Below are 12,939 nucleotides of genomic sequence, written 5' to 3'. Positions count from 1 at the left end.
CCTAACCATTTGCCGCAACCGCGGTCCGGGCCCACTCCCGGACCGTCGAAGGAGAAACCGATGTCTGCAGCGCGTCCGGCTCGGAGATTGGTGGCCGCACTCACCGCGGTCGCCCTGATGACCGCCACAGCCTGTGGTTCGAGTAGTACGGCCGCCGGAAGTGCGGGCTCGACGCCCGCGACCTCCGGCCCGACGCCCACCAGTGCCGGATCGGCAGCGAGCAGCGCACCTCCGGTCGCGAGCAGCGCACCGGCACCGGCCGGCAGTACTTCCTCCGGGGCCTCGTCCGCGGCAACGGAGAGCAGCACGTCGGCCGCACCCCCGGTGAAGCCGACCACGCTGCACGTCTGGATGCAGGGCGACACCCTCAAGGACATCAACATCGTCGCTCTCAACGCCGAGTTCAGCGCCGCCCACCCGGGTGTCACCGTCGATCTGCAGGAGCAGACCTGGACCGACTACTCGACCAAGGTCGCGACCGGGCTGGCCGACGCCTCCGGCGCCGGGCCTGACGTCCTGGAACTGGGCAACACCCAGGTGGCGCAGTTCGCCGGGGCCGGCGCGCTGGCCGAGCTGGACGCCGCCGACTTCGACAACGCCTCGACCTGGCTCGGCGGCCTGAAGCAGTCCGCCACGTACGACGGCAAGCTGGTCGCGATCCCCTACTATGCCGGGGTCCGCGTCGGCATCTACCGCACCGACCTGGCCCAGAAGGCCGGTGTCACACCACCCTTCGACTCCCTCGACGCGCTGCAGGCCGGGGCGGTCAAGCTGATGGTCGGGCAGCCGGACAGCTACTCGGGGCTCTACTTCCCCAGCCAGTACTGGTACGAGGGCATGTCCTTCGTCTGGGACGCGGGCGGGGACATCGCCACCCAGGGCACCGACGGCAAGTGGACCGGAACTCTCGACTCGGCAGCGTCCAAAGCTGGGCTCACCCGGCTGAAGGCATTCGTGGACGCCACTTCTCGTGGCGGTAACGGCCAGACGGAGGCGAACGACGCGCTGGTCATGGCGCAGGACCAGGCCGCGATGTTCATCGATGCCTCCTGGAAGCCAGGAGCCGTGACCGACGCAAAGACCGGCAATCCCAAATTCACCGGCAAGGTCGGCGTGTTCGTCGTGCCGGGCACCAAGCCGGGCACCGTCATGCCGCAGTTCCTCGGCGGTTCCGACATCGCGATCAGCAAGAAGTCGGCCAACCTCGACCTGGCCAAGGCCTACACGAAGATGTTGACCGGCCAGAAGTACCAGGCAGTGCTGGCCGGCAAGGGCTACATCGCCAACTCCACGTCGTTCAAGCCCAAGGCCGGCGACCCGGTCGCCGCGGTCGTCGTCAAGGCCGCCTCCACCGGGCGGTTCGTGCCGAACTCGAAGAACTGGTCCAAGGTCGAGGACGGCAACGTCCTGCAGAACATGTTCGACGACATCCTCTCCGGCGCGCGGTCGGTCGATGACGCCACCAAGGACGCCAGTGGCAAGATCACCGAACTGCTGAACGGCTGAGGGATTCACCGATGAGCATCGCCCCACCGATCACCCCGGCATCGCCGGAGGCAACGCCCGCACCGGTGCACCGGCCACGGACCCTGGCGCCGTACGCCATGGTCGCCCCGTTGGTCGTCGTCCTGCTGCTGGTGCTGCTGGTGCCGTTGATGCGGCTCGTCGTGGTCTCGCTGCAGACCTACGGGCTCGACCAGCTGATCGGTGGGCGCCCGGCCACCTTTGTCGGGCTGTCCCACTACGGGGAAGTGCTGTCCTCGTCGGACTTCTGGTCGGCGCTGCGACGGACGGTCCTGTTCGTCGCGGTGGCCGTCGGCCTGACGGTCGGCCTCGGGCTGGCCCTCGCGCACCTGCTGGCCAAGGTGTCCGGCCCGGTCCGGGTATTCCTGCTGCTGTCGCTCGTCACCGTCTGGGCGATGCCGCCGATCATCGCCATGCCGATCTGGCGGTGGCTGATCGACCAGCGGTTCGGCGTCCTGAACTACGCACTGAACAAGGTCGGCGTGCTGCCGACGCGGAACTTCAACTGGTTCCGCGAGCCGCTGACAGGGTGGACCGTCATCACCGCGATCGTCGTCTGGGGCGCGTTGCCGTTCGTGGTGATCAGCCTGCACGCGGCGCTGGTGTCGGTGTCGACCGATCACCTCGAGGCGGCGCGACTGGACGGCGCCGGGGCCTGGAAGGTATTCACGGCGGTGACCCTGCCGGCCATCCGGTCGACGCTCCTGATCATCACCACGTTGTCGATCATCTGGGACTACCGGGTTTTCGCCCAGATCTGGCTGCTGCGCGACATCGGTGCCAACAAGGACGCTTACTACACCATCGGCATCTGGTCGTACGTGGAGTCGTTCTCGAACAAGAACTTCGGCTTCGGCGCGGCCATCTCGCTGGTCAGCGTGGTGCTGCTGGGCGGACTCTCGGTCTTCGCGGTTCGGCACGTCCTGGCCAGTACCGCCGAGGAAGGGTCCCGATGAGCGCCTCCGTCACGAGCACCTCTGGCCCGAAAAGGTCTGGCACCGATACCGCCGGCACCAGGGCCACAGCCGTGGACCGGGCCGCGAAGGTGCCCGCCGGTGGAGGTCGGTCCGGCACCGTGCGCCGGCGCCGGTATGTCCGCCGCAGGATCACCAAGAGTCTCTGGAACATCCTGGGGATCCTGGTCGGGCTGGTGATGATCTTCCCGGTCTACTGGATGGTGACCAGCTCGTTCAAGACCGGCGTGAACCTGCAACGCGTCGTACCGCAGTGGTTCCCGAGCCCGATCACCTTCGATTCGTACACGCGGGCCTTCGCCCAACCGCGGTTCCTCGGCAGCCTGGTCAACAGCCTGGTGGTGGTCGGCGCCACCGCTGTCGCCTCGCTCGTCATCGGCTTCCTGGCCGCACTGGCGCTGGGGCGGATGAACTTCCGCGGCCGCAAGGCCCTGGTCATCCTGGTCATCACCATCCAGATGGTGCCGATCGAGGGCCTGATCATCCCGATGTACCTGATGCTCAACAAGTACGGGCTGACCGACTCCGCCTTCGGTCTCACCCTGGCATATCTTTCCTTCGTGCTGCCGTTCACGGTCTGGATGCTGCGCGGCTTCATCGCCGCGGTACCGGTCGACCTCGAGGAGGCGGCCCTGGTCGACGGTTGCTCCCGCGGTCAGGCGTTCCGCAAGATCATCCTGCCGCTCGCCGCCCCGGGGCTGGTGGCCACCACGGTGTTCGCCGTCATCCAGGCCTGGAACGAATACCTCTTCGCCTATGTGCTGCTCAAGCAGAACAGCAAGCAGACCATCACCGTCTGGCTCGACACCTTCATCACCACCAGGGGTGTCGACTGGGGCGCCCTGATGGCGGCCTCGACCATCGTCGCCCTGCCGATCGTCGTGCTGTTCGCGATCATCCAGCGCAAGGTGGCAGCCGGCATCACCGCCGGAGCGGTGAAGGGCTGATGAGCAGCGCACTCCAACATCGCGAACCGACCCTCGCCGCCCTCGCCGCCGCCGTGCTGCTGCCCGGCTTCTCCGGTCTGACCGCACCGGACTGGTTGCGGCGCAGGGTGTCCGGAGCTCTTGGTGGGGTCTGCCTGTTCGCCGGCAACATCGACGATCCGGCCCAGGTCCGCGCCCTCACCGATTCGCTCCGTTCCGAACGCGAGGACGTGGTGGTCTCGGTCGACGAGGAAGGCGGCGGGGTGACGCGGCTGGACGCGGCCACCGGTTCACGCTTTCCCGGGGTGGCTGCCCTCGGCCGGTCGGACGACACGGTGTTGACGCAGCAGATCGGCCGTGCCGTCGGGCGTCTCGTCGCCCAGGCCGGCATCACGCTGAACTTCGCGCCGTGCGCCGACGTGATCGTCGACCGGATGAACCCGGTGATCGGAATCCGGTCCTTCGGGACCGATCCCGTCCTCGTCGCCCGGCACACCGCGGCCTTCGTCGCCGGTCACCAGGCGGCCGGCGTGGCGGCCTGCGCCAAGCACTACCCGGGCCACGGCGACACCGACGTGGACACCCACCTGGCCTCGGCCGTCATCGATTCCGATCTGGAGTCGATGCGGTCGGGTGCCCTGCTGCCCTTCGCCGCTGCGATCGAGGCCGGTGCTGCGGCCATCATGCCGGGGCATCTGCTGGTACCAGCCGTCGACAGCCTGCCCGCCAGCGTCTCCCGCCGCTGGCTGACCGAGATCCTGCGTGAGGAGATGGGTTTCACCGGCGCAGTGGTGACCGACGCGTTGGAGATGGCCGCCATCGCCGCCCACTACGGCATGGCAGAGGGCGCAGTCATGGCCATCGGGGCCGGGGCCGATCTGCTGTGTCTCGGCGGTGCTCCCGCCTCCCCCGAGTTGCTTGACCTGATCGGTGCCGCGCTGGTCGACGCCGTCCGTTCCGGACGGTTGGCCGAGTCACGGCTGGCCGAGGCGGCGGACCGGGCCGTGATGTTGGCGGCGCGTCCGTCCAGCCCCGAACCCGTCGACGCCGCCGCCGACCGACGCTTGTCGCTCCGGGCCGCGCACCGTGCGTTGCACGTCGTGGGGCCGCTCCCGCGGCTGCAACGCGGGGTCGTCGTGGTCCGGTGCGAGGCAGCCCGCAACATCGCGGTCGGTTCGGTGCCCTGGGGTCCGATGACGTCGATCCCGGCGGAGCTGGCGCCGACCGAGTACGTGGTCACCCGGACTGGATCGGTGCCGGACGGTCTGTCCGGTATGGCCCAGGTTCTCGTCGTCACCGACGACCGTCACCGATTCGGATGGATGGGCGACGTGCTCGCTACCGTCCGTTCGATCCGGCCGGATGCGGTGCTCATCGAGATGGGCACCAGCGACGTCGGTCCTGACGACGGCCCCGCCATCGCCTCCTTCGGATCCGGACTCGCCAACACCGAGGCCGTCGTCGAGATCCTCACGGGCCGGGCCTCAGGATGAGCCTCGTGGAACCCAGCAATGCGTACACCCTCCGACCCCGTACGCCGTCGGCGTCGGTGTCGGAACCGCCCGGACAACGCAGCGCGGATTCTCCGCGACTGCTTCGCGAGATCAACGACCAGGTCGTGCTGCGACTGCTACTGGAGTACGGACAACTGACCAGAGGTCGGGTCGGTGAACTCACCGGCCTGTCGAAGCCGACCGTCTCCTCGCTGCTGTCCGGCCTGGAGGCCCGCGGCCTGGTCACGACCAGGGGGGTGGTCGCCGGTGGTCCGGGGCCGAACGCCCGGATCTACGCGGTCGATTCCCATGCCGCCTACGTGGTCGGGGTGCATGTCGAGCAGAGCGGCTGCGTGGCCGGGCTGGCCACGCTGACCGGCGAGCTGCTGGCCACCTTCGAGGTAGCGGTGCAGGAACGCCGGGTGGCCAGCCCGGTCGGCGAGATCTCCGCCGCCGTCGACGGTCTGCTCGCCGCGACCGGCTTGGCCAGGTCCGCCATTCACCGCGTGGTCGTCGCCACCCCTGGCGTCATCGATCCAGCCACCGGACGGCTGCGCCACGCTCGCCACATCCGGGGCTGGGAAGCACCGGGACTGATCGAACGGCTGACCCAGACGCTCGGGGTGCCCGTGATCCATGGGAACGACGTCAACCTCGCCGCAGTGGCCGAGGGCACCCACGGCGTGGCCAGGAGCAGCACCGACTACGCCCTGCTGTGGCTCGACCGCGGCGTCGGGTTGGGACTGGTGCTGGGTGGGGTCCTCCGGGCGGGCGCGCACGGTGGGGCCGGCGAGATCGGCTACCTCGGCGTGCCGGGCAGCGAGGCCCCGCGCGCCGACCGCGGCGGCACCGGTGGGTTCCAGCAGTTGGTCGGCGGGCAGGGGCTCAAGGCACTGTCGCGCCAATTCGGAATCAAGGGCGGCAGCTCCGCCGGGATCGTCACCGCAGCGCTGTCGGCCGGGGAACCCGGCGCCGCACTGATCACCGAACTGGCCAACGGCATCGCGCTCGGCGCCGCGGCCGTGACCAACCTGATCGACCCTGGCCTGCTCGTCCTCGGTGGCCCGGTCGCACTCGCCGGCGGACAGGTGATGCTCGAGAAGGTGATCACCCACCTGCACCAGATCAGCTTCGTCCGGCCGCCCGTACTGCTCTCCGGCCTCGCGTCCGACGGTGTCCTGCAGGGTTCTATCGAGGTTGCGCTGCAGGGTGTTCGGTCACAACTGTTCGGGCAGGCTCCAACACTGGCGGGTGTGCTCGGCTGAGGCCGGTGTGCTCGCCTGAGCCCTGTCAAGTTCGATGCGCCGCCTGCTCGCCCACCTCCGGCTGCGCCAGACCGGCGCCGGCGCGCAGGCGCCGCATCGCGTCCGGCGCCAGCGACGCGCCGGCCAGGGCGGCCGCCTGGAGCGCCGCGCCGACGACCGGTGTGAAGAGCGGCGCGCGCACTTCGTAGCCGCCGAGCCGGCGCATGCCCAGCGTGAACCCATCTCTCACCAGGTCGGCCGAGAAGACCCCGCCCGAGTAGGACACGGGCACAGCTTCGTCGGCAGCAACCTGCAGCGCGCGTCGGCAGGCCCGCACCACGAGCACCAGTTCTGCCGCGGCAGCCGTGAGGATCTGCCGCGCCACAGCGTCTCCGGCGGCTGCCGCACGGTCGACCACCGCGCTCAGCGCGGCGACCTCGCTGCGGCGGGCACCCCATCGGTTCACCACGACATGGATTGCCTCGATGTCGTCGACCAGGCCGAGGCGCTCGCGCAGCAGGTCATGAAGAGGGCCGCGGGCGACTCGTCCGTCGCTCATCCGGGCAAACGCGGCAAGGCCCCGGATGGCGATCCAGTGGGCTGATCCCTCGTCGCCGAACAACTCACCCCAACCGCCGGCACGCGCCCGACGACCGCGATGCACCCCGAAGGCCATCGACCCCGTGCCACTGATGACGTTGATCCCTTCGGCGGTGCCCAGCGATCCGGCCCAGCCGCACACCATGTCGTTGTCGCAGGTGTAGCGGCGATGGTGCAGCAGCTGGAGCGGTATCCGGTCGAGCACCGGAACGACCGAGCTGACCTCCCCGTAGGCGGGCAGCCCGAAGAACGCGTACTCGATGTCCTCGGCGAGGACATCGGCCTGGCTGCAGACCGCCGAGATCCCGCTGTCCAGCAGGCGCGTGAGCACGTCGTGGTCACGCCCGTCGAAGGACGCACTGGACAACGACGTCGACGACACGACGGTGCCGTCGCTGCTCAACAGGCAGAACGCAACCTTGGTACCACCCCCGTCGACGCCGAGGAACATCCCTCAGCCCGACCCGTCCAGCTCGTGGATCGTGACGCCGCGGACCACCCGGTTCACCTCACCCCCGGGGAACGGGTTGTCGGGGGTGAATCCCCGGGCCAGCGAGGTGTGCAGGGCCAGCAGTTGTGCGCACACCACGAAGGGCAACGACAGGGCCACGTCGTCCAGATCCTCGACACCGTCGATCATCCAGCAGTTGTCGGGCTCCGGGTCCTCGCGCGCCGCCGACACGACGACGACAGATCCTCGCTGCTGCGTCGCCCGCAGCTCGGCGACCATGTCGAGGTCGTATTTCCGGGTGTACGGGTCGTTCGAGACGAAGACGAGCACCAGGGTCGTGTCGTCCAGCACCGACTTCGGCCCGTGCCGGAACCCGAGCGGAGAGTCGAACCACGTCGCGACGGTGCCCGCCGTGAGCTCGAGCATCTTCAGTGCCGACTCCTGCGCCAGGCCGGTCAGCGGCCCGCTGCCGAGGTACACGATTTTCCGGGGGCCGCGGTAGGCCACGTCGCGGATCGCGGCCGCGGTGCCGGCAAGCAGTTGGTCAGCGGCGGCGCCCAGACGTTCGACGAGATCGACACTCTCCCCGCCGAGGACGAGCAGTGCGGTGAGCAGCATGCAGGTGTAGCTGGACGTCATCGCGAAGCCGCGGTCATTGGCACCGGCGGGCATCACCCTGACCAGCGAGAGCGGCGCGGCGACATGGTCCCGGTACAACTCCCCCCTGTTGTTGCAGGTGAGCACCATGTGGTGACACCTGGTCAGACATCGGCTCGCGAGTCGGGCCGCAGCAACGCTTTCCGGGCTGTCGCCCGATCTCGCGAACGAGACCAGCAGCGTCGGCACGTCCTCCGCGAGATGTTCGCGCGGGTTCGACACCAGGTCGGTGGTGGCGATCGCCTCGACCCGCCGTCCCATCCTCCGGGCGAGGTAGGGAGCGAGCACCGCACCGGCGAACGCGGAGGTGCCGGCACCGGTCAGCACGATCCGCAGTCGCGTCTGCGCAAGCAGGGGCGCCAGGAACGCGTCGGTCTCGGCTCGGGCGGATTCGACCGACCGGGCGACCTCTCGCCACAGGGCCGGCTGCTGACCGATCTCCCGGGCGGTCCAGCCGGCCCCGGAAGGATCGACATCGCCCGACGGCTGCCCGGTCGCGGTCACGCCGTTCTCTCCGCGGAGTGGGGGCGGCACGTGCACCCGTGGTCGTTCGCGTTCATCCGGCGAAGCGATCCAGGGCGGGCGCGTGGGCAACGACCGCGTCGTCGAGGATGGCGGTCGCCGTCGCGGTGTCCGTCACCAGCGGGTCCAGCGCCATGGCCTGGATGGCGGTGGCGCGGCTGCCGGTGAGGGCGGCCTGGACGGTGAGCTCCTGCTGCTGAGCTCTCGCCGACAGCACCGCGGCGATGCCAGCGGGCAGCGGGCCGACGGCAAGCCCGGTGATCCCGGCCGCCCCGATCACCGCGGGCACCTCGACCACCGCCAGCGGCGGCAGGTTCGGGATCTTCCCGTCGTTGGGCAGGTTGACGGCGAGCTCCACGGAGTCCCGGCCGGTGATGATGGCGGTGGCGATGGACACCAGGCGTTCGGCCTCCTGGTTCCTGCTGTTGAGCGGGGCACGACCGTCGGCCTGCGCATTCAGCTGCTCCCACAGATCGGCCTTCTCGTGGATGTAGCGCATCGTGTCGTCGCGCCCACCCTGCAGGCCCCACGGCAGATGCTCGCCGTCGGCGCCGCGCAGGTACCAGCCGAAGAATTCCGAGACGTGCCGGTCACCAGGAGCCGGGTAGCGACCGAAGGTGCGCAGCAGATCCGCGGACACCGACAGGTGCACCCCTTCCCGGCTGGTCGACGGAGCATCACGGCCGCCGGCCCGCTCCCCCACCAGCGCCAGCAGCTGCGGGTAGAGATCCTCGCCTCCGCGGCGGATGTCCAACAACCAGCACAGGTGGTTCAGACCCGCGAAGGTGGCGCGCACCTGGTCGGCCGGCACGCCGAGGTCCCCGGCCAGAGCCGACAGCGTGTGCATGGTGCCGTGGCAGAGGCCGACCACGTCGACGGAGGTGGTCGCCGCGACCGCGCGCACGTTGGCCGTCAACGGATTGGAGTAGTTGATCATCTGGGCCTGCGGCGCCAACTCCTCGACATCCCGGGCGATGGCCACGATCTCGGGGACGTGGCGGAGCGCCCTGAGCACGCCGCCGGGCCCCACGCTGTCCCCGACCGTCTGGGCGATGCCGTGACGCGCCGGGATCTCGATGTCGTGCAACCAGCCGGCGGCCGCGCCAACGGCGATGGTGGTGGTGACGAAGCGGGCTCCGGCCAGTGCCTCGCGCCGATCGGTGTGCGCCTCGAAGTGCAGGTCCGCACCGTGCTCCGCGGCGATGCGCCGGCCCAACCGGGCCATCGTGTCCGCTGCGTCGGCGTCGAGGTCGACCAGGTGCACGGTCCAGCCGGAGAACGCCGGTGCCAGCGCCAGGTCCGTCATCAGGCCGGGGGTGAACACGGTGCTGCCCGCACCGATCAGAACCATCGAATTGTGTGGCATGCCCAACCTTCCAGGTGATCGGTCACTTGACACTGCCCGCCAACAGACCGTTGACGATGTAGCGGTTGAAGCTGAGCGCCAGCACGGCGGGAACGGCAATCGCCAGCATCCCGGCGGCCGACAGCAGGGTCGACGGCACCACGTGCCGACCCTGCAGGGCTGCGATGACCACGGTCAGTGGCTGCGTGGACAGGTCGCTGGTGAGCACCAGCGGGAACAGGAACTGCCCCCACCCGAAGAGAAAGGTGATGAGCGCGGTCGAGATGATGCCAGGTCGGGCCAGCGGCAGCAGCAGGAACCACAACACCTGCATCCGGCTGGCCCCATCGATCAGACCCGCTTCCTCGATCGTCATCGGCAGGCTCGCGAAGTAGTTGTGCAGCACCCAGGTCGCGAGCGGCAGGAACCCCGAGACGTAGACCAGTACGATGCCGAGGTAGGTGTTCACCAGACCGAAGTCGCTCATGATCCGGTAGAGCGGGATCAGCGTGGTGTACGGCGGGAACGCCATGGTGGCCAGGATGGCGAAGAACAGCACCGACCGACCGCGGAAGTGCATGCGCGCGAACGCGTAGGCCGCCAGGGTGGCCAGCACCACGGTGACGAGCGTGGCGAGCCCGCACTCCACGACGATGTTGAGCAGGGAGCGGCGGATTCCCGCACCGACGCTGCTGTCCGGCGACAGCAGGGCCTTGAAGTTGGCGAACGTGGGGTGCTGCGGGATGTACTGCGTCGGGCGGGCATGGGCATCGTTCTCGGTCTGCAGACTCGTCTTGGCGGCCCAGTAGATCGGGATGATCGACCAGATCACCACCAGCGCGATACCGATCGCGCGCAACGGATGTCGTCGCCGGGTCACAGTTCCACCTTCCGGTAGACCACTCGCACGACGACCACCGACACCACGCAGGTGGCCACCGCGATCAACAGGGACAACGCATACCCCTGACCGAAGTTCAGGTTCTGGAAGCTGATGTAGTAGGTCTGCATCGTCAGGGAGGCGGCCGTGGAGGCGGCACCGTTGAGCACGAACGGTTGGTCGAAGACGTTGAAGGTGGCGATGACGGCCTGCACCATGGCCACGGCGATACCGGGACGCGCCAGCGGCAGCGTCACGCTACGGAATGAGCGCCAGGGACCAGCACCGTCGATCGCTGCCGCCTCGTAGAGCTCTCCTGGGATCAGTTGCAGTGCAGCCAGTATCAGCAGAACCGACAAAGGCGTGATCTGCCATACCTGGACCAGTTCGATGAGCGCTATGGTCAGCAGCCGGTCCTGGCCCAGCAGCACGCCGGTGCCGGTACTGAGGTGCAGGGTGGAGGCGAGACTGCTGATCAGCCCACCGTTGGAGTCGAAGATGCCGGTCCACAGGATGCCCTCGACCACACCCGGCAGCGCCCACGGGAGGATGAGAATGGCGATGACGAAGCTGCGTCCGCGGAACGCGCTCTGCAGGAGCACCGCCATCGGGACGGCAAGCACGGTGGACAAGGTCACGCCGATGACCACGTACAGCACGGTGTTGCCCACGCTGGACGTCACCGCGGGATCGTGGAACAGCTGGACGAAGTTGTTCAGCCCGCTGAAGCGTGCAGGCGGATCCAGTTCATCGACGGTGAAGAACGACTGGATGACCGTGAACCCCGCCGGCACCAGGGCCAGACCGATGATGAAGATGACGACCGGTGCGATCAGCAGGAACGGCAGCAGGTCGGGCCGGCGGCGGCGGACAGCGACCTGCGACGCATCGTCCGGTGTCCGTTGCATCGGTACGAAGCGACCGGTGGTCGAGCGGTTGCGGCCCTGTCCGGGGGATGCCGAAGCGGTCACGACCCGCTCGAGAGACTGACGGCGACCGCGGCAATCGCCTTGATGGCCTGATCAGTGCTCATCGAACCGGTCGCCGCGGCATGCAGGTTCGTGTAGACGGCGTTGGAGAATTTCGGGTACCAGGTCGGCGCACCGCCGGCGAACACCGGCTTCGACGTCTTCAACAGGTCGGCCAGCACCTGACCCTGGGCGAGACCGCCTGCTGTGGCCAGCTTCTGCACGGCCGAGAGATGTGAGGGCAGCGTGTAGGCGCTCCACGTCTTGCTCGGACCGCTCAGCCCGGCGAAATCCTGTTGCGTCTGGGCCGACGTGAACCACTGGATGAATTTGGCCGCCGCGTCGGGGTATTTCGCTTCCTTCGGGATTCCGATGCCGTCGGGATTGGACAAGTTGACCGTCGGCCTGTCGACGCCGGGCGTCGGCAGGTACTGCGTCTTGCTGGGCACCGAGGACTGCGTCTTGTCGTTGTACAGCACGCCGACGACGCCCGAGTAGTCCGAGAACGTGGTCGCCACCTGACCTTTGGCCATCAGGGTCTGCTCTCCCTGGCTGTCGGTGACGTTGATGTTGCCGGGCGGCACCAGCCCGGTCTTCATGGCGTCGACCATCCACGCTGCTGCCTGGTAGCCGGCGGAGCCGGGGTCGGTGAACTGGGGTTTCCCGGTTCCGTCCAGCACCGTGCCGCCGAAGGCGTTCGTCGTCTGGTACCAGTACGTCGACAGACCCTCGGCCGCCGCGAACGGGATGTTCAACGGATACTGCGACACCCCTTTGCTCTTCAGTTGTTTCAGAGCACTGGTGTATTCCGTCATCGTCTTCGGCATGGCCGTGATGCCGGCCCTGGTGAACAGGTCCTCGTTGACCGTTGTGACCATGAACGACGCGTCGTAGGGCACGCCGACGACGTGGCCGTCGGACGTGAAGGAGGAGAGCTGGGGGACGTCGGCCTTCGTCGCGGCCGTGTCGATGTACTTCTCCATCGGCACGAACCAGCCGAGTTTGCCGAGCTGGCCCACCCGCGACCAATCGACATCGGTGGCGTCGGCGAAGAACGTCTTCGCCGTTGCGGCGGCCGAGATCTTGGTCTGCAGGCTGTCCCAGTCGATGTTGACCCAGTTGACGGTGATGCCGCTCTGCTGGGTGAAGGCAGCCAGCACCGCGGCCGGTGGTGGATCCGCGGCCAGCGCGACGGTGATCGTCACCCCGGTGGTCTGTCCCGAACCGCTCGAACTGGCTGTGCTTCCGCCACAGGCAGACGTCACCAGCACGACGCCCGCGACCGCTGCAAGCATGCGGGCGGACCGCGTCGACGCTGGGGAACGACCATGAATGGTGCGCATTTCGCCTCCTGC

General features: G+C 68.5%; 11 protein-coding genes. 5 read left to right on the top strand and 6 right to left on the bottom strand.

Annotated elements, in window-relative coordinates; translation table 11 throughout:
* Positions 1-60 precede the first annotated feature (60 nt).
* The 5 genes from ABIB25_RS05560 to ABIB25_RS05540 are packed head-to-tail and all read left to right on the top strand — an operon-like array spanning position 61 to position 6,182.
* A complete protein-coding gene (locus tag ABIB25_RS05560; RefSeq protein ID WP_354527418.1) occupies positions 61-1,506 on the top strand; it encodes an extracellular solute-binding protein in 1,446 nt (481 codons plus the stop codon).
* A gap of 11 nt (positions 1,507-1,517) precedes the next feature.
* Positions 1,518-2,480, top strand: coding sequence for a carbohydrate ABC transporter permease (locus ABIB25_RS05555; protein WP_354527417.1), 963 nt, complete (start codon positions 1,518-1,520; stop codon positions 2,478-2,480).
* Entirely contained in the window at positions 2,477-3,445 is a 969-nt protein-coding gene (locus ABIB25_RS05550) for a carbohydrate ABC transporter permease (protein WP_354527416.1), read from the top strand. The genes ABIB25_RS05555 and ABIB25_RS05550 overlap by 4 nt, the downstream gene beginning before the upstream one ends.
* Positions 3,445-4,917: a glycoside hydrolase family 3 protein gene (locus ABIB25_RS05545; RefSeq protein ID WP_354527415.1), complete on the top strand. Its 1,473-nt coding sequence runs from the start codon at positions 3,445-3,447 to the stop codon at positions 4,915-4,917. The genes ABIB25_RS05550 and ABIB25_RS05545 overlap by 1 nt, the downstream gene beginning before the upstream one ends.
* 5 nt (positions 4,918-4,922) lie before the next feature.
* On the top strand, positions 4,923-6,182 hold the full coding sequence (locus ABIB25_RS05540) for an ROK family transcriptional regulator (RefSeq protein ID WP_354527414.1): 1,260 nt from the start codon (positions 4,923-4,925) through the stop codon (positions 6,180-6,182).
* Positions 6,183-6,207: 25 nt separating this feature from the next.
* Here the strand turns inward: ABIB25_RS05540 and ABIB25_RS05535 are convergent, their stop codons facing one another.
* The 6 genes from ABIB25_RS05535 to ABIB25_RS05510 are packed head-to-tail and all read right to left on the bottom strand — an operon-like array spanning position 6,208 to position 12,927.
* On the bottom strand, positions 6,208-7,212 hold the full coding sequence (locus ABIB25_RS05535; protein WP_354527413.1) for a BadF/BadG/BcrA/BcrD ATPase family protein: 1,005 nt from the start codon (positions 7,210-7,212) through the stop codon (positions 6,208-6,210).
* A 3-nt stretch (positions 7,213-7,215) separates the two neighbouring features.
* Positions 7,216-8,373, bottom strand: coding sequence for an SIS domain-containing protein (locus tag ABIB25_RS05530; RefSeq protein ID WP_354527412.1), 1,158 nt, complete (start codon positions 8,371-8,373; stop codon positions 7,216-7,218).
* A gap of 52 nt (positions 8,374-8,425) precedes the next feature.
* Positions 8,426-9,757, bottom strand: coding sequence for a family 4 glycosyl hydrolase (locus ABIB25_RS05525; protein ID WP_354527411.1), 1,332 nt, complete (start codon positions 9,755-9,757; stop codon positions 8,426-8,428).
* A 22-nt stretch (positions 9,758-9,779) separates the two neighbouring features.
* Positions 9,780-10,616, bottom strand: a complete 837-nt coding sequence (locus ABIB25_RS05520) for a carbohydrate ABC transporter permease (RefSeq protein ID WP_354527410.1) — start codon at positions 10,614-10,616, stop codon at positions 9,780-9,782.
* Positions 10,613-11,524, bottom strand: coding sequence for a carbohydrate ABC transporter permease (locus ABIB25_RS05515; RefSeq protein WP_354527409.1), 912 nt, complete (start codon positions 11,522-11,524; stop codon positions 10,613-10,615). Before ABIB25_RS05515 ends, ABIB25_RS05520 begins: the two co-directional genes overlap by 4 nt.
* A 59-nt stretch (positions 11,525-11,583) precedes the next feature.
* The gene (locus ABIB25_RS05510; protein WP_354527408.1) at positions 11,584-12,927 is read right to left on the bottom strand and encodes an ABC transporter substrate-binding protein; all 1,344 of its coding nucleotides are present in this window, start codon (positions 12,925-12,927) and stop codon (positions 11,584-11,586) included.
* Between the last annotated feature and the right edge of the window lie 12 nt (positions 12,928-12,939).

This window comes from Nakamurella sp. UYEF19 (assembly GCF_040546275.1).
Taxonomy (GTDB): domain Bacteria; phylum Actinomycetota; class Actinomycetes; order Mycobacteriales; family Nakamurellaceae; genus Nakamurella.
This window is presented reverse-complemented; position numbering and strand designations above follow the sequence as displayed.